Source organism: Chryseobacterium shigense (assembly GCF_900156575.1).
In the GTDB taxonomy this organism is placed as follows: Bacteria; Bacteroidota; Bacteroidia; order Flavobacteriales; family Weeksellaceae; genus Chryseobacterium; species Chryseobacterium shigense.
This window is the reverse complement of record NZ_FTNY01000006.1, coordinates 42,145-59,329: the sequence shown is the minus strand read 5'-3', so window position 1 is coordinate 59,329 and position 17,185 is coordinate 42,145. Positions and strand designations below refer to the sequence as shown.

General features: G+C 37.4%; 21 protein-coding genes. 8 read left to right on the top strand and 13 right to left on the bottom strand.

Going from position 1 to position 17,185, the window contains the following annotated elements; genetic code table 11:
- Positions 1 to 17 precede the first annotated feature (17 nt).
- Positions 18 to 737, top strand: a complete 720-nt coding sequence (locus tag BW964_RS18845) for a hypothetical protein (RefSeq protein ID WP_076509580.1) — start codon at positions 18 to 20, stop codon at positions 735 to 737.
- Positions 738 to 767: 30 nt separating this feature from the next.
- On the opposite strand, the gene BW964_RS18840 is transcribed toward BW964_RS18845, so the two are convergent.
- The 6 genes from BW964_RS18840 to ruvX all read right to left on the bottom strand — a co-directional run bounded on the left by BW964_RS18840 (position 768) and on the right by ruvX (position 5,286).
- Positions 768 to 1,652, bottom strand: a complete 885-nt coding sequence (locus tag BW964_RS18840) for a hypothetical protein (RefSeq protein ID WP_076509578.1) — start codon at positions 1,650 to 1,652, stop codon at positions 768 to 770.
- Between the two features lie 2 nt (positions 1,653 to 1,654).
- Positions 1,655 to 2,737, bottom strand: coding sequence for an FUSC family protein (locus BW964_RS18835; protein ID WP_076509576.1), 1,083 nt, complete (start codon positions 2,735 to 2,737; stop codon positions 1,655 to 1,657).
- 1 nt (position 2,738) lies between these two features.
- Positions 2,739 to 3,506: a nucleoside triphosphate pyrophosphohydrolase gene (gene mazG / locus BW964_RS18830; RefSeq protein ID WP_076509574.1), complete on the bottom strand. Its 768-nt coding sequence runs from the start codon at positions 3,504 to 3,506 to the stop codon at positions 2,739 to 2,741.
- Positions 3,507 to 3,663: 157 nt separating this feature from the next.
- Positions 3,664 to 4,221 carry a DUF5606 family protein gene (locus BW964_RS18825; RefSeq protein ID WP_073331988.1) on the bottom strand — a complete coding sequence of 186 codons (558 nt, stop codon included), beginning with the start codon at positions 4,219 to 4,221 and terminating at the stop codon, positions 3,664 to 3,666.
- Between the two features lie 79 nt (positions 4,222 to 4,300).
- Positions 4,301 to 4,873, bottom strand: coding sequence for a peptide deformylase (gene def, locus BW964_RS18820; RefSeq protein WP_073331991.1), 573 nt, complete (start codon positions 4,871 to 4,873; stop codon positions 4,301 to 4,303).
- A complete protein-coding gene (gene ruvX / locus BW964_RS18815; protein WP_073331993.1) occupies positions 4,870 to 5,286 on the bottom strand; it encodes a Holliday junction resolvase RuvX in 417 nt (138 codons plus the stop codon). Before ruvX ends, def begins: the two co-directional genes overlap by 4 nt.
- A 115-nt stretch (positions 5,287 to 5,401) precedes the next feature.
- Between ruvX and BW964_RS18810 the strand changes: the two genes are divergently transcribed.
- Complete coding sequence (locus BW964_RS18810; RefSeq protein ID WP_076509890.1) at positions 5,402 to 5,878, top strand: SixA phosphatase family protein; 477 nt, start codon at positions 5,402 to 5,404, stop codon at positions 5,876 to 5,878.
- Positions 5,859 to 6,098, top strand: a complete 240-nt coding sequence (locus BW964_RS18805; protein WP_076509572.1) for a hypothetical protein — start codon at positions 5,859 to 5,861, stop codon at positions 6,096 to 6,098. The genes BW964_RS18810 and BW964_RS18805 overlap by 20 nt, the downstream gene beginning before the upstream one ends.
- 119 nt (positions 6,099 to 6,217) lie before the next feature.
- On the opposite strand, the gene BW964_RS18800 is transcribed toward BW964_RS18805, so the two are convergent.
- Positions 6,218 to 7,768, bottom strand: coding sequence for a serine hydrolase (locus BW964_RS18800; RefSeq protein WP_076509570.1), 1,551 nt, complete (start codon positions 7,766 to 7,768; stop codon positions 6,218 to 6,220).
- Positions 7,769 to 7,904: 136 nt separating this feature from the next.
- On the opposite strand from BW964_RS18800, the gene BW964_RS18795 reads away from it, so the two are divergent.
- From BW964_RS18795 to BW964_RS18785, 4 genes are all read left to right on the top strand, one after another.
- Positions 7,905 to 8,402: a metallophosphoesterase family protein gene (locus BW964_RS18795; RefSeq protein ID WP_076509568.1), complete on the top strand. Its 498-nt coding sequence runs from the start codon at positions 7,905 to 7,907 to the stop codon at positions 8,400 to 8,402.
- A gap of 31 nt (positions 8,403 to 8,433) precedes the next feature.
- Positions 8,434 to 8,928 (top strand): Smr/MutS family protein, encoded by a 495-nt coding sequence (locus tag BW964_RS22415; protein ID WP_104669466.1) that lies wholly within the window; start codon positions 8,434 to 8,436, stop codon positions 8,926 to 8,928.
- Positions 8,929 to 8,946: 18 nt separating this feature from the next.
- The gene (locus BW964_RS18790) at positions 8,947 to 9,663 is read left to right on the top strand and encodes a DUF3822 family protein (protein WP_104669465.1); all 717 of its coding nucleotides are present in this window, start codon (positions 8,947 to 8,949) and stop codon (positions 9,661 to 9,663) included.
- Positions 9,664 to 9,738: 75 nt separating this feature from the next.
- Positions 9,739 to 10,311, top strand: a complete 573-nt coding sequence (locus BW964_RS18785; RefSeq protein WP_076509566.1) for an RsmD family RNA methyltransferase — start codon at positions 9,739 to 9,741, stop codon at positions 10,309 to 10,311.
- Here BW964_RS18785 and BW964_RS18780 read toward each other — a convergent pair.
- Positions 10,308 to 10,658, bottom strand: a complete 351-nt coding sequence (locus BW964_RS18780) for a winged helix-turn-helix transcriptional regulator (protein WP_076509564.1) — start codon at positions 10,656 to 10,658, stop codon at positions 10,308 to 10,310. The two genes, BW964_RS18785 and BW964_RS18780, sit on opposite strands and share 4 nt — an antisense overlap.
- Positions 10,659 to 10,742: 84 nt before the next feature.
- Between BW964_RS18780 and BW964_RS18775 the strand changes: the two genes are divergently transcribed.
- Positions 10,743 to 11,342, top strand: coding sequence for a nitroreductase family protein (locus tag BW964_RS18775; protein ID WP_076509562.1), 600 nt, complete (start codon positions 10,743 to 10,745; stop codon positions 11,340 to 11,342).
- A 60-nt stretch (positions 11,343 to 11,402) separates the two neighbouring features.
- Here the strand turns inward: BW964_RS18775 and murI are convergent, their stop codons facing one another.
- From murI to BW964_RS18750, 5 genes are read right to left on the bottom strand one after another with little or no spacing between them, the layout of a single operon-like run.
- Positions 11,403 to 12,233 (bottom strand): glutamate racemase, encoded by an 831-nt coding sequence (murI, locus tag BW964_RS18770; RefSeq protein WP_076509560.1) that lies wholly within the window; start codon positions 12,231 to 12,233, stop codon positions 11,403 to 11,405.
- Between the two features lie 42 nt (positions 12,234 to 12,275).
- A complete protein-coding gene (locus tag BW964_RS18765) occupies positions 12,276 to 13,865 on the bottom strand; it encodes a DUF4139 domain-containing protein (protein WP_076509558.1) in 1,590 nt (529 codons plus the stop codon).
- A gap of 51 nt (positions 13,866 to 13,916) precedes the next feature.
- Complete coding sequence (gene hemW / locus BW964_RS18760) at positions 13,917 to 15,041, bottom strand: radical SAM family heme chaperone HemW (RefSeq protein ID WP_076509556.1); 1,125 nt, start codon at positions 15,039 to 15,041, stop codon at positions 13,917 to 13,919.
- A gap of 50 nt (positions 15,042 to 15,091) precedes the next feature.
- Entirely contained in the window at positions 15,092 to 16,042 is a 951-nt protein-coding gene (locus BW964_RS18755; protein WP_076509554.1) for a PorP/SprF family type IX secretion system membrane protein, read from the bottom strand.
- Positions 16,043 to 16,093: 51 nt separating this feature from the next.
- Complete coding sequence (locus tag BW964_RS18750; RefSeq protein WP_185117125.1) at positions 16,094 to 17,167, bottom strand: RluA family pseudouridine synthase; 1,074 nt, start codon at positions 17,165 to 17,167, stop codon at positions 16,094 to 16,096.
- Positions 17,168 to 17,185 lie beyond the last annotated feature (18 nt).

Below are 17,185 nucleotides of genomic sequence, written 5' to 3'. Positions count from 1 at the left end.
AAAAACAAAACTATAGGATGAAAAAAACGCTATTATACATGGCATTATTTGTCATGTCTCTAAATGCACACGCACAGGTGGGCATCGAGACTGCAACACCACAAAACACATTACATGTCAACGGAAGCCTCCAGGTTGTTAAAGACCTTAATGTAGGCGGAAATGCCAAAACCAAAGGAAATTCGGGAAACCGCGGCGAGGTTTTGATGTCCAACGGAGCCGGAACCGCCCCTACATGGGGCACTATTGAATCTCAGAATTTTTTAAAAGTAGTATTTGTAGGGAATAAAACGGATACAAATCCAAGCTCCGGAAGCTACACGGGTACCGGCAGTAACCCAATAAGCACCCATGACAGCTATGCGAAGAGCTATATTTATAATGTAAGCAACAAAATAGACAATACGTATCTGCAGTATAATACCAGTACGGGATTATTCACCGTGGTTAAACCAGGTTATTACAACATTGTTCCCTATATTACGTATGATCTTAGCCTGAATGGTGATGGATATACAGCAGGAACAGCAAAGTCATCGATTCAGAAGGTTTCTCCGGCAACGGAAACACTGGCCTCCATTTCTACGGGGCATGGCGAACGAACCCTGGCGGTGAACCACAACCTGTCTTCCATTACGTATTTTAATAAGGATGATACCTTCAGGGTACGATGTGTTTATACCCAAAATTTCAGATTATCAGCTGGAAACATTCATATTTCTTATCTGACTCCGTAAAGATATTTTTGAGTTTAGCCCTTTTGCTATTTATTTAGCCTGAGGGTTAAATTCAAATCTATATATATTTCCTCCAGTCTCTTTGTCTTTTTCATCAGCAATCAAAAGGGTTTTATCATCCAGGAAAACAATCGCTTCTTTCTGAGAGTTATGATTTAATGGTATTTTTTCAACCTTTGAAGAATTGAAATTATCCGATGTAAATCCTGAAAGCACATGGATATTCTTGTGCGTAAGCAAAACAATTTTGTCATGGGTACTGTTTAAGGCGGCTGAAGTAATCGCAGCATCACTGTACTTCCCGTCAAGTTTTAATTTTCCGATTAATTTGGCTTCAAAATCCCCTTCTTTATTAGGAACCTGGAATACCAGGAAAGTTCCATCAAAACCTTTGCTTCTGTTCTTCGTGAAAAGGTAGAAATTGCCGTTCATTTCTACGAAAGCTTCACAGTCGTACAACCAGTTCGATTTCTTCGGTGGAAACTCGGTTTGTCCTTCATAATGAAATTTTGTCGTTTGTATGGCTTTTGTTGCCTTTTGGAAAGCGTCTTTTAGGTCTAATTTTAAAATAGCCAGATTCTGCCTGTTATTATCATTATTTCCAAAATCACCGATGTACATATTTCCCTGTTCATCTTTCGTGATATCTTCCCAATCGTGATTTTCAGCATTATCAACCACAACATCCGTTACCAGTTTCCCCTGCATATCCAGACCATACACTACATTTTTATTTCCCTGGTCTTCAATCGCCCAGATGGTCTTTTTATCCTGAGACAATACCATCCCGGATACTTCTTTCAGCTTTTTAGGCAAAGAAAACTCTACTTTCAAATCATCAGTTTTAGGGGAATCCTGAGCTTTTGGATTACAGCTCCACAATAAAAAGGCCGATAGGGTAAGAATGCGCAACATAGCTATTTTTTTAATTTTTTAAACTGAAAATACGAGTACCGTATATTTTTCTCTAAGTTATTAATAATCTGCTGATGGTAAAGAAAAAAACCAGCCGCAAGCCCTATCAAACTTCCGATAATCGTGTCCAGAAGCCTTGCATGCATCAGATTTTCAACGTTATGATGTACCAGACTTCCGGTTTCCGTTAAAAGAATCGTTAGAGGGGTTATAAATATCACCGCAAAACCATAATTCCTGACAATCAGAAGTTCTATAATAAATTGCAGGACCGTAATCATGATGATCATTTCTATCTTGGCAGGATTAAACAACAGGATCAGCCATGCAAAACCTATTCCAATGAAAGTCCCGAGGATTCTGTGCATATTCCTTTGGCGGACGTGTTCAAAATTCCGTCCCTGTATAATGGCTATCGCTGCAATGGAGATCCAATAGGTATTTTCAAATTTCAGGAGATGTCCTGCAATCAGCGTCTGCATCATAAAAAAACCGATAATACTGCTTTCTACAAATTTGGTATACCGCCTTTTGTTAAAACGTCTCCTTCTGGGAAGAGATAAGACCTCTTCTTTTTCTATAAAAACAGAATACAAAAAAGCCAGGGTACACGATAATATAGCTCCCATGGCTACGAGACCTACTCTTACAGGGATCATTTCAAGGTCAAACTGGTAAGTACTCGCCATGGCTGCCAGCATGATAAAGAAAAAATTTCCGGGCGGCGGAATTTTAAAATAGGAGGTAATAAAATGAGCTAAAAAAGAAACAATTCCCAAAGAAAGCCCAGCCGCATAAACATTAAAGCTAAAAAAAAGGCTGATGGTAAAAGAAAAAATCATCCCGAAAGCACAGACCGCCAGATGAATCATCCGCTGCGTGATAGGTGCTGAAGTAAAGTATAAAATAGTCAGAGCTCCCAAACTGGACAAGCTGCCATAATTGGGTTTTCCTAAAAAATAGCCTATAAACAGGCAGCTTCCGATACAGAATGCCGCAAGAAAAGGAAAATGCCATTTCCTTTCTGTTTTTTTGAATTCCAGCAGATACTGAAACCGATGGTGTACGGGATGCTGAACCTTCATTTTATGACATCCGTTTTGCTTTCTCCCACAAAACATCCATTTCTTCCAGGGACATATCGGCCAGACTGATCTTGGATTCTTCAGCCAGCTTTTCCATTTTCTGAAATCTTGAGATGAATTTTAAATTCGTTCTTTCCAGTGCAGAATCAGGATTCAAGCCTGAAATTCTTGCATAATTAATGAGGGAGAAAAATACATCCCCCAGTTCCAGTTCTTTTTTATCTAAATCGGTTTCTTCATGGAACTCCTGAATCTCTTCATCTACTTTTTTCCAGGCATCTTCTGCATCATGGAATTCAAATCCGATTCCTTTTACTTTATCCTGAATCCTGTAGGCCTTCACCAAACTTGGAAGACTTTTCGGAACACCCCCCAAAATAGAGGTATTGCCTTCTTTCAGTTTCAGCTTTTCCCAGTTTTGTTTTACCTCTTCTTCATCCTTAACCTCCGTATCACCATAAATATGAGGATGGCGGAAAATCAGTTTTTCATTTAAAGAATTGATGACATCAGCGATATCGAAACTTTCTTTTTCAGATCCGATTTTAGAATAAAACACCAAATGAAGTAAAACATCACCGAGTTCTTTTTTGATTTCCTGTAAATCCTCCTGCAGAATCGCATCTGATAGTTCATAGGTTTCTTCAAGGGTCAAATGACGAAGAGATTGGAGGGTCTGCTTCTGATCCCATGGACATTTTTCACGCAAATCATCCATGATGTCTAATAATCTTCCGAAAGCTTCTAATTTTTCTTGTCTGGTATTCATAGGTCTTTGAAAATTCAAGTATTGCAAATTTAGGGTAAATCTTTATGAATAAAGTTCTTTTGTCCTGAAATGAAAGATTGGGAGTAATTAAATAAAAGGACAAAAAATCCCTGGCAGAAGTGCTGCCAGGGATTTATATTGTAACATTCAGGATCGATTATCCTTTCTTAGTATGTGTACTTTTTGGAGCTGCTTTCGCTGCAGAAGTTGCTTTTACTTTTGCAGGAGCAGGCTTTTCTGCTTTTGGAGCTGCCTTTTTAGGCGCATCTTTATCAATGCTTACTTCCCCTTGTTCACCATCCAGTGTTTCAGACTCTGCTTTTACGAAGCTTTCCGGAGTGATGTATCCGGCTTTCTGAAGAATGTTGTACCATTGAGCCAATTTCTTGATGTCTGAAGCATATACTCTGTCTGTATCGTAGTCAGGAAGAGACGCCGTCATAAAAACTTTAAGATCATCATCAGAAGACTTGTGGGAAATAGCTTCTTTGTAATCATAATTTTTAGCAATATTTTCAAAAACCTCGAATAAAGGAACTTCTTTATCAAATGTAAACATAGCAATATTATCCAATAAACTCACCTGACTGGAGTTTCCAATGCTTACTTTTTTCTTAGTCGTAACATCTTCAATGATAAAACCGTTTCTTAATTGAGAAACTAATTTGAAAAGTCCTGGCTTTCCAGAAATTGAAATTATTTTTTCTAACAGCATAATTTTATTTTTTGTAAATTCTGCAATCGGCACGGGGCTTTTTGCGGTTTATTATTTTGTTTTTTAATCCTTGTTTAAATTACTTTGGAAATCTCATTTTGTAACTGATGCTTACCTCTCCATTGGAGATTTTCGTCAGCTTACCTTTTACTAATTTTTTCTTCAATACGCTCAAATGGTCTGTGAACAAAACCCCTTCAATATGATCATATTCATGCTGAATTACGCGGGCTCTAATATCGGAAAAAGTTTCTGTATGTTTCACAAAATTTTCGTCATAATATTCAATGACGATCGTTCCCTTTCTTTTCACATCTTCTCTTACATCCGGAATAGAAAGACAGCCTTCATTGAATTTCCATTCTTCACCTGATTCTTCAAGAATGGTAGCATTAATGAAAACTTTCTTAAAGTTCGCCAGCTCGTCCTTGATATCTTCGTAATCTTCGTCTTCTGCAAGAGGAGTAACATCAATGACAAACAGACGCAAGTCCAGACCGATCTGCGGTGCAGCCAGACCAATACCGTTTGCACTGTACATCGTTTCGAACATATTATCTATAAGTTCCTGTAAACCGGGATAATCTTTTTCTATATCTTTCCCTACTTTTCTCAAAACAGGATCCCCAAAAGCTCTTATCGGTAAAATCATCGTATTCTTTGTTCTAAAAAATTCTGCAGTATAATAGTTGCACTTACTTTATCTATCAACCCCTTTTCCTGTCTCTTTTTCTTGCTTTTTCCACTTTGGGAAATAAAAAAAGAAGCCATTTTGGAGGTAAATCTTTCATCCAGGCGGTGGACCGGAATACCGGAAAATTCTTTCTGAAATTCTTCAATGAATTTTAAAATATCCGTCTCCACAGCAGAAACATTTCCTTTCAAATCTGTAGGAAGGCCTACTACCACATCATCCACTTTGTTTTCGGTGAAGTACTTCTTCAGAAATTCCATCAAAAAACGGGTTTCAACGGTATCCAGGCCACTTGCAATAATCTGCATATCGTCTGTTGCAGCGATACCGCAGCGTGCCTTTCCGTAGTCTATTGCAAGGATCTGTCCCATAAGTGTGCAAATTTAGTAAAATTTAATGATTTTATTCATAACGCAGTTTTTTTATAAAAATCATGTTTTATTCCATTATTTTTTTTATAATTTTAATCTTCCAAAAAACGAAAATATGAAGAAACTCATCCTCGTAAGACATGCGAAAAGCGACTGGCCGGAAGAAACGGAGGACTTCGACAGACCGTTGGCAGACAAAGGATTAAAAGATGCAATGAACATGTCAAGATTCATGAAAAGCAATGATATTTCCATTGATCATTTTGTTTCCAGTCCCGCGGTACGTGCACTGAATACGTGCAAAATTTTTAATCAAACCTATCAGCTTAACGTCTCTACGGAAGATAAGCTTTATAATCCCTCGGAAAGAAATTTTGAATCTGTGATCTACGACCTGGATGATAGCGTGAGCTCTGTAGCCCTGTTCTCCCATAACAACGGAATTTCCAATTTTGCCAATTCCATCTCTGAAGATATTTTTCATTTCCCGACCTGCGGAGTAGCCGGTTTTGAGATCGACTGCAATTCGTGGTCTGAATTTGACGGTGCCAAAAAGAAACTCCTGTTCTTTTATGAGCCCGGCAAAATATAATTTTATCTTTTTGTATCTGATTCCTCTCCTCCTCTTTTTTTCGTGTCAAAAAAAGGAGAAAACCTATATTGAAACTGTTGCGCTTAATGATGTTCAGCTCACCAAAGCCAAACCCGGTGACTGGAGATATTCCCGTGATGAGCCCTTTCAGACTTTTGAAGATTTTCAAAAGCTGGACAAAATAAAACCAGAACCTGGAAAAAACACGATTTATCTTTAATTCAATGATCTTCAGAAAAAAGAAATAGAGAAAAGATTAATCATATCGTTCATCCATAAAACAAAAGAGCTCCACGGAATACCGGAGCTCTTTTTATTGACTACTTTCAATTTCTTTATTTAGCTTTTTACCTTTCTCAGATCCAGATCGTCAAAATCAAAACTAAAGTCTGTAACATCAGAAATAGGTTTTAATTGGGCAGATTCCGCTTTTCCGGTTTCATCATACTTAAAAATAATATAGGCATCGGCATCATAACTTCTGTCGTCCCATTTAATGATGAATGAATTATTCGAATACGGTAGCAACGCACCTTTCAGTCTTGGTGAATTTTTACAGGAGATTCTGTAGGTACTTCCCTGCTGCATAATTTCTACATCACCAAACCACTGATCATGATACTTTCCTACAAATTGTTCTGCTTTCGGCTGAATATTTTTCTCCTTTTTAAAGGCTTCAGATTTTGCAAAAGCTTCTTTTTTCTGTTGGTCATATTCCGCATTTACCTTTGACATTCTTTCGCCATATGTTTTCAGCCAGTTTCTGTCTGCGACCCCCAGATAAGAATCTTTTACAGTGTTGGTAATGGTATTGAACGCTGCTCCGGACTGCTGGTTGGTAAGCACGACAATTCCCAATTTCATATCCGGAATCAGAGTAAACTGAGTAACGGTACCAATTAAACCTCCGGTATGCTGAATTTGCTTGTGTCCTTTTACATCACTTAGAAACCAACCTAATCCGTAACCATAAAAACTTGTATCATAAGGATTTTTCATAGCGACTCTATCTGGAATCTGTAAACTCCATAATTGCTGTACATTTCTATCTGACACCAGCTTTTTGCCGTCTTTCGTTGTGAAATTATTTAAAAGAAATTCAGCCCAAACAGTCATGTCTTTAATATTACTCATAATTCCTCCTGCTGCATTACCTGTTTCGCTCCAGTCGTGAGGAACTGCAATGGCTTTACCATCTACAGGAGCATGGGCATCAATCTTGTTGGATACCGCTTGGGCTCTACTGTAGCTTCCAAAGCTTGAATTCATCCCGACAGGCTTCATGATTCTCTGCTCAATAAATTCTGCCCAGCTCAGTCCGGAAATTCTGTGGATTACTTCTCCGGCTACAATGAACATTACATTATTATAGTCTAAGGTCGTTCTGAAAGGATTTTCAGGCTTCAGATATCTCACATTGTGTACAATATCATTAACTGTAAGACCTCCGCCTTCAGGGAAAAACATCAGATCCCCCTGCCCTAAGCCTAATCCGGCCCTGTGCGTGATAAGATCTTTAATGGTTACATTTTGGGAGACATACGGATCGTACATCTGAAATTCAGGAATATATTTTGAAACTTTATCGTCCCAGTTCAGCTTTCCTTCATCAGCTAAAATAGCCAAAGCGGTACATGTAAAACCTTTTGAGTTTGAAGCAATTCCCACTAATGTGTTATCATCCATCGGCTGTTTTGTGGTTAAAGAACGTTGTCCGAAACCTTTGGAGTAGATCACTTTTCCATCTTTTATGATCCCGACTGACATTCCCGGTACGTCAAATGTTTTTAAAGTATTCTGGATCAAATCATCCAATTTTTTCTCTTCAACCTGAGCGTTGAAGAGCCCTACTGCGGCAAGAAAAAGTAAAAAAGAAAATTTCTGCTTCATTTTTTTTAATTTTCTCAAATTTAATGAATATTAGGGGATGCCGGTCTCCGTTCTACAACTTTGTTTATTTAAAAGAAAACTAAAACTTAATAAAAAAATAAATCTTTCCTAACTTTGTGAAAATTTTCAGAGCTTCATGACAAAAATCCTCCTTCTTTCCGATTCCCATTCTTATATAGATGATCGCATTTTAGAATATGCGTCGCAAGCTGATGAAATCTGGCATTGCGGAGATTTCGGAAGTATCGAGGTGATAGAAGAACTGGAAAAGATAAAGCCACTAAAAGGCGTTTACGGAAATATAGACAATGCCAAAATCAGGGCTGAATTTCCTGAGGTGAACCGTTTTTTCTGTGAAGATCTGGAAGTTTTGATGATTCATATTGGTGGATATCCCGGAAAATATACCCCCATCACCAGCAAAGAGATTTCTGAAAAGGCACCCAAACTATTTATTTCAGGACATTCTCACATTCTAAAGGCCATGTATGACCCAAAGAATAATCTTCTGCATCTGAATCCGGGCGCTTGCGGCAAACAGGGATGGCATACTATGAGAACCATGATGCGTTTCGTGGTGGAAGGAGAAGACATCAAGGATCTTGAAATCATTGAACTGGGGCCAAAAAGTTAATTTTGAAAACAATAAAAGAAACAGCAAGTACATGAAAATCGGAGACAAAGTTTCTGTAGTAGATGAGGATTTAAGCGGAGTGATTACTTCTGTGAAAGGCAATATTGCTGTTTTCAAAGATGAGTACGGCTTTACGCATCAGTATCCTAAAGAGAAGCTGGTTCCTAAAGATGCTGATCTCTATGACAATATTCGGGTCGTCAAAAAAGCGGAACCCCAAAAAGTGATTTCCAAAAAACACCAGAAAAATCATATGGTCCTGGATCTGCATTTTCATCATCTGGTCAAAAACCCAAGTGATTATGACAGTTTCGAAAGGCTCTTCATCCAAAAAGCAAAACTGATGGAAGTTCTGAATTTTTGCAGGAAACACCATTTGAAAAGGCTGGAAATCGTTCACGGCATTGGTGACGGAATATTGCAGAGAATGGTTATGGATGTTTTGGAAAGCCAGTCAGATATTGATTTTTACAATAAAGAAATACTTCATCATCAATCAGGTGCCGTTATGATAGAATTTCACTAAATTTGCCTCAATTGAAATATGAACGTACTTAATTTACTTTTTACCAAAGACGGATTAATCTACCAGATCGCGAAAAACAAAAGCATTCTGGAGGAAAAGTCTTATTTCGTTACCGAAGAAACCCCGGAAAATTTAATCGAGGATAAACTTGATGAAATTTTACTGAAACAAAGGTTTGAAGAGATCCATGTGATTTCTGCCCTGAATCATTTTACGCTGATGCCGGAAGGATTTTCAGAACATGATGCAGGATTTGAACTGATAGCTTTCAATGCCCCGGCAGACAGAGAAAAAGAAGAGCTGATGCTTTCTGTCAACAAAAGATTCGGGGTACAGTTTTATTACACGTTCCCTAAAAACTTTTACAAGAAAATAAAAGAACTGGCCGTTCCCGTTCATTTTAATTTTTCAGGAGAAAAGTTTTTAAACTCTATTCATCATAAGAATAATAAAGAAATCCATATCAATCTTTATCATAACCAGTGTGAATTTTTTGCCATCGATAACAAGAAGGTGATCTTATACAATAACCTGGATGTGAATTCTGAAGTAGATTTTCTTTATTTCGTCATGTTTACGCTGAGTAAAATAGGTTTCGGAATTAATGAGACCAACTTTTATGCGTATGGCGAAACGACAGAAAACGAAACTTTTATTTCTGAGCTTCAGAAATTCGTTAAAAATATGAGGATTGTCTTTGACAATATTCCCAATAAGAATTTTATACTTAATTAGGTTACTGGCAGCAGAATAAGTTTCCAAATGCAACTACCTGCCGCCCGTCACCTCCGATCTAACAACTAAATAAATATGTTCAGAATAATCTCAGGCAAATGGAAAGCTAAAAAAATAGCCGCTCCTAAAAATTTTGAAGTACGCCCTACTACAGATTTTGCGAAGGAAGCGCTATTCAGCATCCTGGAAAACAAATATGATATGCAATCCATTTCCGTGCTTGATCTTTTTGCCGGTATTGCTTCTATCACTTTCGAATTTGCATCCAGAGGATGTCAGGATATCACTTCTGTTGAATTGAATCCCAAACACACCAGCTTCATCAATGCTACAGCTTCAGATTTGGATATGTCCAAACAGATCAGTGTTCAGAGAGGTGATGTTTTTGACTGGCTTAAAAAATTCAGAAACAAGAAAAGTTTCGAGATTGTATTTTCTGATGCTCCTTTTGAAATGGAAGAGAAGAAATATTACGAGCTTCTGTCTTTGGTTCTGAACAATAAATACCTGAAACAGAATGGGGTTCTGATCATAGAACATCAGAGCAGGATGAAACTTGAGCACCCGAATTTAATAGATACCCGAAAATACGGAAATGTAAGTTTCAGTTTTTTCGAAGCGAATAAAGAAGATAATCAGGAAATTTAATTCCTGATTATTTTTTTTACGGAAAGATCCGGTGCAGCAATGCCCCAGTTGGTAATCGCTTCCAGTACCGGCAGTAAAGTCTTTCCAAAATCGGTTAAGGTATATTCTACCATTAACGGGGGTTTTTCTGTATAGACCTTTCTGTTGACGATGTGATCTTCCTCAAGCTGTTTCAGCTGAAGACTTAAGGTTCGTTCTGTAATTGTAGGAATCAGCTTTCTTAATTCATTATATCTTTTGGCACCACCTATCAGGTGAAATAAAATAACGGCCTTCCACTTTCCTCCTATAAACTTCATCGTTACGCTGGTACAGCAAGGATATTCTTTGTTATCTATGGTATACATTTATACTATCATTTTTTACCGTTATTGCAAAGGTAGTAAACTTAAATTACTTTTGTAACTATAAAAATGATAGTACAATAATTTATGAACTTTTTACAACAAATGAAAAACAGGTATACTGTAAAAAAGTATAATCCTCAAGGCAAAATCGGTGCAGAACAGATTGCTGAACTGAAAGAGGTCCTTAATTTAAGCCCGTCTTCTATTAACAGTCAGCCATGGAATTTTATTTTCATTACTACTCCCGAAATCAGAGAGCAACTGGCAGAAGCCTCTTATTTTAATAAGGAGAAAGTATTGGAAAGCAGCCATGTGATTGTATTTCAGGTCATGAAAAATCCGGAAGAATTTGAAAAACAAATCGAAGAAAATCTTCCTGAAGGCTCGGTTAATTATTACAGAACCATGGTAAAGCCCAAAGGTGAAGATGCTATCCGTTCATGGATGGGCCACCAGGTTTATCTTTCCCTGGGCGTCCTCCTTTCTGCATGTGCTGCCATGGGAATTGATTCTACTCCAATGGAAGGTATTGAAACTGAAACATATGACAGAATACTGAAAAACGATTCTTACGAAACACTTTTCGCCGTTGCGATCGGAAAAAGAGCTGACAACGACAGCAATCATCCGGAAGTCACTCCCAAAAGAAGGCTGAAAAGCGAAATGGTGATTGTAGAGTCTTAAATAGCTCTTCTATTTTCCAGTAAAAAAATAAAAGCTGTTTCCGGGGAAACAGCTTTTGTATTATAATACTTTCAATTCTAAATCGATGGTTTTGCCAAAGAATTTTTTAGAGATCTTTTCAAAGTTTTTCGTCAGATCAGAGAGATAAAAATGGTAGTTGGGTTTTGGATTATTGTCATTCATGAGATGATATTTATCCAGAATGATCTTCAGATGATTGGCCACAATATTGGGAGAATCTATGACCCGGACCCGGTTTCCATAGTATTGTTTGATCTCATCAATCAACAGCGGATAATGGGTACAGCCAAGAATTAATGTTTCAATATTCTTCAGTTTTTTGTTGCTCAAATAATTATAAATGATGGCATGCGTAATCGGATGGTTCTTGAATCCTTCCTCAATGGCAGGAACCAGTAACGGAGTCGCCAGCTCGTCTACTTTGATCCATTTATTCTGCTTGCGGATACTTTTTTTATACAACCCTGAATTTACAGTTGCTTTTGTAGCAATCACCCCGACATTATTATGAATTTCATAAGCTACTTTCTCAGCAACGGGATTAATAACATCGATGACCGGAACTTTCCCATTCACAGACTGCATTACCTCGTTCAAGGCATTGGCTGTAGCCGTGTTGCAGGCAATAACAATCGCTTTACAGTTTTGCTGAAGCAGAAAATTGGTGATCTTGGTAGAATATTCTATGATCGCATCTTTCGACTTTTCACCGTAAGGAAGGTGTTTGGTATCCCCAAAATAAATCAGGTCTTCGTGGGGAAGAAGTCTTTTGATCTCTTTGGCTACGGTAAGACCTCCCACCCCACTATCGAAAATACCGATAGGCTGGCCTGGTGAAAGATGTGAATAATCTTGCTTTTTAGTTTTCAAGTGAGCTGAAATTTTATACAAAAATAGTGAATAATCGTGTATTTAATTAAGATTGCTGATTGAAAAATCTTTCGGGTATCTTACTTTATAGCTTACCCTGAATTTTTTTGTTTCAGATGATGAAATTTTAACGTTCCACAGTAAAAATCCTTTCTCTTTATCCAGGTCTGCATTATCACTTTGAAGAAGTTCAATCTTTACAGATTCATCCTTACTCAAAGGAATCTGATCCCGGATCTCAATATTGACAGCCTCTTTTTTATTATTTCGGATAACAAGATCGTAAGTAATTGTTTTTTCCTGATAGGAAGAGAATAATTTTTCACTTGCCTTATCATTTACCATTTCTTTACGAATACTAATCTTCTTGTCATCACCAAGGGTAATGCTCATTTTATCATTTGTCTGATTGGGATTGATTCTTGTTTCACCTACATACATATTCTCAAAAATCACACTGGCAGCACCTGAAATCAGATTATACTTGTTAAAATCTTTAATATCTGCGACCAAATAGGCCGTAGTAGTGTATTTTGGAACGGTATAATATTTATATTCCGCCGGAAGTTTGATTTGTTTTAGGTTGATAAAATGATCTTCATTGTTTGATAAAATATCATACGGAATATCCGGATCAAAACTTACATTTAACTGATTTTCATTGATTTTAACACCATAGCCAACCACAACAACTTCCTCAATATTCTGGGATCGCATAGTATCTTTTTTGCTGGAATAACTATAGGTTTCTCTTTCTTCATTCTTGTAAGAATTCAAAAACCACGGGTTCATAGTTGGAGCCTCATTATTTCTTGAAGATCTTGCATTGATCAGCGAAAGCTTTACTCCTTTCCAGTCAAGTCCGGTATCCTGTCTTACCTTTGCTTTAAAAGTCACATCTAAAGGCTCAGTCAATTTATTACCTTTCACTTCATAAAACGGTTCCCAAAAAACATTCTCCGCCAAATACCCCAGATCCATTTTTGCATTTCCTCCTGCACCACTTACGATTCTCAGAACAAGAACGCCATCAGAAAAAGTTTCTTCAGCTTCTGTGTTGGCTTTCAGACGACTTCTCAAAGTCTCAAGTTTCAGAATGGTTTGTGTATATTTTTTATTGATATCAAGCTGTGCTATACTTATTTCGTTTCTTTTGGTTTTATAATATTCGGTAAGTTGCATCAATTGGGCTACAGTGGAGGTATTGCTTCCCACCAACAGTCCCTGATTTTTGTCTAACAGTTCCAATGTCTTTTCATTCGTCTGTCGCTCAATATTGATTTTCGTGCTGAGATTTTCTAAGATAGCAATGCTGTCTTTAATTCTTTTCCCATTAGGATTATTATTCTCAAAATAATTCGAATTGTAGCTGCTTCTATATTGCGCAGAAAGGATAGAAATATCTTTATTATTAGTATTAATCTGTATCGATTTTTCCACAATCTCATCTGAAATATTAGTTACAACAACCTCTGACGTTCCAGAAGGAAGCGAAACGCTCACCGAATTCTGAAGCTCAGCAGAAGATCTGTACACATTCACAGCATTAACTTTTGCTTTTGTAAAAATCGGTTTTTGGGAAAAATAGAAAGCACTAAAAAAAAGAAAAAATAATAGTAAGTTTTTTCTCATGGTTAATCATTTTTTATTTAAAGTATACTTTCAAATATACATTAATAAACGTTATACCAAAAATAAATCAGAAGCAATTCCATCTGCCATAAACCAGTGTTTTTCAGGAATTTTAAGATGATTATTTTCAATTACCAGAATGCCTTCTTCAATTTTCGATTGTATTTCATGTTGGAAATGCTCATGGGTCCGAACATCGAATTTACTCTTCAGACTTTCAATATCTACCCCCCAAATCGTTCTAAGGCCAATCATAATCATTTCATTGAACTGATCGTTTTGCGAAAGAATTTCTTCTTCTTTGGCAAGGATTCCGGTATGGAGTTTTTTAATATACTGCTGGTTGTTCGCAACATTCCAGCTTCTGACATCAAATCCGTTGTATGAGTGGGCAGATGGGCCTATTCCCAGATACTCTTTATACTTCCAATAAGCCGAATTATGTCTTGAATAAAAGCCGGGTTTTGCAAAATTAGAGACCTCATAATGGTCAAATCCGTTGTCTTTTAGAAAATCTGAGAGATAATAGAACTCTTTATTCTGTTCTTCTTCTTTTGGGCTGGCTACTTTACCTTTCAAAATCCAGCTCTCCAAAGCCGTTTTCGGCTCAACAGTCAATGCATAAGATGAAATATGGGGGACTTCAAGAGCAATCGTTTTGTTTAAATTCTCTTTCCAAATCTCCAGATTGGAGGTTGGCGAACCGTAAATTAAGTCGATACTTAAGTTTTCAAACCCAAAATCCTGCGCCCTTTTAATAGAACCTTCTGCTTCCGAGGCATTATGAGCACGGTTCATCAATTTTAAATCTTCATTAAAAAAGCTCTGGGTACCAATCGAGAGTCTGTTGACAGGGGATTTGGAAAGCTGTTGCAAGAAATGTTTGTCCAGATCATCAGGATTGGCCTCTAAAGTAACTTCAATATCACGGTCGAAACTGAAGTATTTCAACACTTCATCGATCATTGAAGTGATTTCATCTGCTGAAAGAATGGAAGGAGTGCCTCCACCAAAATACAGTGACTTTAAATTTTTATTGTCTAATTCGTTTTTCCGGAGCCTGATTTCAGTCTTCATGGCACTGATCATTTCATCCTTGAAGTTCAAAGATGTGGAAAAGTGAAAATTACAGTAGCTGCATTTCTGTTTGCAGAAAGGAATGTGAATGTATATCATAAAAAAAGCTCTGAAAATTTCAGAGCTCAAATTTATTTAAATTAATCAGATTAATATCTATATCCTCTGTGATTAATAAAGTTATCAAAGTTATACCCTAAGCTCAGCATAAAGCTGTTTCCACCATACGTCTGAATATCAGACATTCCGATGTTGTAAGTAGCTCCGATCATTAATTTATTAACTCTCACTTTAACAACGGGTGCCACCTGTAGTTGTTGGCTGTCAAATCTGTTCTGTACCGTTCTGTAGCTTACACCGGCAGAGAACGAGTTGATGTCGTTAAAGAAAGTGGCCATTAGGTTATAGTCGATCATTCTTGTTGAATTGGTATTCAGGTTGATCAACGCAGATGGCGTTATAAAGATATTGTCAGCAAAATGCCAGTCATATCCTAAGTTTAAGAAGAATTTAATTGGTGAAGGCTCGATTCCGTTGACGATGGCCTTATCGTTGCTTAACGCAATATCATTTACAGAGATTCCTGCGAAGATGTTTCTGTAAGTAGCCGCAGCACCAAAGTTGGCATAAGCCATAAAAATATTCCCTTCTTTTCCGATCAATAATGGATCGTAACCATCTTCAACATTCACTGAAGTATAGTCAAAGTTCATATTATAAAATGAAACACTAGTACCGAAAGAGAATTGGTCTTTTCTTTCTCCTTCACTGCTTAGTGGAATAAAGTATGAAGCTCCCGCTGTAATACCGCCTGCAGAAATAGGTCCATTGCTGTCTCTAAAAATAGAGAGCCCTGCTCCTACCCTGTCGAAAATGTTCCCGTTAATTCCTATAGACTGCGTATTTGGAGAATCGCTAAACTTGTCAAATTGTTTGTGGTAATTAGCATTAAGCTGTACGTAATCTGTCTTACCGTACTGAGCTGGGTTGAACAGGAATTCACCATCCAAAAGATATTGCTGATAGTATGGTAGTGATTCTTGTGCTTTGTATGCATTTGACAAAAGAGCTAAACATACGATAGCATATAGTTTTCTCATAACAAATCTTGATTTCAATTCAACAAATATAAAAAAATTCTCAATATATTTTTAGTTTTCTAAATAATTTCTCCATTTTTTTACGGCATCCGCCATATCTTCCGGCATTGGGCTCTCAAAATATAATTCCTTTTTTGTGGTTGGGTGTATAAACCCTAAAGTATGCGCATGAAGGGCATGTCTGGGAAGAATTTCAAAAACATTTTTTATAAACTGCTTATACTTAGGCAGATTCACTCCTCTGAGAGGCGTATGTCCTTCGTATCTTTCGTCATTGAACAAAGTATGGCCGATATGTTTGAAATGGGCCCTGATCTGATGCGTTCTTCCTGTTTCAAGTTTACATTCCACCCACGTCATATATTTAAAGCGCTCCAACACCTTGTAATGCGTAACGGCATGCTTTCCGTGGCTTCCATCCTCATAAACGGACATCTGCATCCGATTCTTGGGATGCCTGCCTATATGCCCTTTAATCGTGCCCTCGTCTTCCTGAGGATTTCCCCAGACAAATGCCCAGTACAATCTCTTTGTAGTACGGTTGAAAAACTGTTTTGCCAAAAAGCTCAAAGCATATTCGTTTTTTGCAACCACTAAAAGTCCGGAAGTATCTTTATCGATTCTGTGAACAAGTCCTACCCTGTCCAGATCAGATTTCTGCCCATTCTTTTCAAAATGGAAGGCTAAAGCATTCACCAATGTTTTATCCCAGTTTCCGTGGCCGGGATGTACAACCATTCCGGGTTCTTTATCTACCACGACCAAATCATCATCTTCGTAGATGATATTAACGGGAATATCCTGCGGAATGATCACATTCTCCCTCGGCGGATGGGTAAGAAGCACAGAGATATGGTCCCCAGGTTTTACCCGGTAGTTCTGTTTTACGGGAGCTCCATTTACAATAACATTCCCGGCCCTGCAGGTTTGCGAAATCTTATTCCTTGAAGAGTTTTGTCTGTATATTAATAAGAATTTATCGATCCTTAACGGCTCCTGTTTTTTATCAACTTTGATATTAAGATGCTCGTACAATCCCTTATTTTCCTCATCAATATCGATATTCTCCATACTGTCGGAATCTAATAATTCTTCATCTAAAAAATCCTCGTTATCTTCTGCCATTATTTTATTTTTTTTACG

Coding starts and splice junctions, on each gene's coding strand:
- BW964_RS18845 (WP_076509580.1), top strand. CDS start 18: ATGAAAAAAACGCTATTATACATGGCATTATTTGTCATGTCTCTAAAT.
- BW964_RS18840 (WP_076509578.1), bottom strand. CDS start 1,652: ATGTTGCGCATTCTTACCCTATCGGCCTTTTTATTGTGGAGCTGTAAT.
- BW964_RS18835 (WP_076509576.1), bottom strand. CDS start 2,737: ATGAAGGTTCAGCATCCCGTACACCATCGGTTTCAGTATCTGCTGGAA.
- mazG (WP_076509574.1), bottom strand. CDS start 3,506: ATGAATACCAGACAAGAAAAATTAGAAGCTTTCGGAAGATTATTAGAC.
- BW964_RS18825 (WP_073331988.1), bottom strand. CDS start 4,221: ATGCTGTTAGAAAAAATAATTTCAATTTCTGGAAAGCCAGGACTTTTC.
- def (WP_073331991.1), bottom strand. CDS start 4,873: ATGATTTTACCGATAAGAGCTTTTGGGGATCCTGTTTTGAGAAAAGTA.
- ruvX (WP_073331993.1), bottom strand. CDS start 5,286: ATGGGACAGATCCTTGCAATAGACTACGGAAAGGCACGCTGCGGTATC.
- BW964_RS18810 (WP_076509890.1), top strand. CDS start 5,402: ATGAAGAAACTCATCCTCGTAAGACATGCGAAAAGCGACTGGCCGGAA.
- BW964_RS18805 (WP_076509572.1), top strand. CDS start 5,859: ATGAGCCCGGCAAAATATAATTTTATCTTTTTGTATCTGATTCCTCTC.
- BW964_RS18800 (WP_076509570.1), bottom strand. CDS start 7,768: ATGAAGCAGAAATTTTCTTTTTTACTTTTTCTTGCCGCAGTAGGGCTC.
- BW964_RS18795 (WP_076509568.1), top strand. CDS start 7,905: ATGACAAAAATCCTCCTTCTTTCCGATTCCCATTCTTATATAGATGAT.
- BW964_RS22415 (WP_104669466.1), top strand. CDS start 8,434: ATGAAAATCGGAGACAAAGTTTCTGTAGTAGATGAGGATTTAAGCGGA.
- BW964_RS18790 (WP_104669465.1), top strand. CDS start 8,947: ATGAACGTACTTAATTTACTTTTTACCAAAGACGGATTAATCTACCAG.
- BW964_RS18785 (WP_076509566.1), top strand. CDS start 9,739: ATGTTCAGAATAATCTCAGGCAAATGGAAAGCTAAAAAAATAGCCGCT.
- BW964_RS18780 (WP_076509564.1), bottom strand. CDS start 10,658: ATGTATACCATAGATAACAAAGAATATCCTTGCTGTACCAGCGTAACG.
- BW964_RS18775 (WP_076509562.1), top strand. CDS start 10,743: ATGAACTTTTTACAACAAATGAAAAACAGGTATACTGTAAAAAAGTAT.
- BW964_RS18765 (WP_076509558.1), bottom strand. CDS start 13,865: ATGAGAAAAAACTTACTATTATTTTTTCTTTTTTTTAGTGCTTTCTAT.
- hemW (WP_076509556.1), bottom strand. CDS start 15,041: ATGATATACATTCACATTCCTTTCTGCAAACAGAAATGCAGCTACTGT.
- BW964_RS18755 (WP_076509554.1), bottom strand. CDS start 16,042: ATGAGAAAACTATATGCTATCGTATGTTTAGCTCTTTTGTCAAATGCA.
- BW964_RS18750 (WP_185117125.1), bottom strand. CDS start 17,167: ATGGCAGAAGATAACGAGGATTTTTTAGATGAAGAATTATTAGATTCC.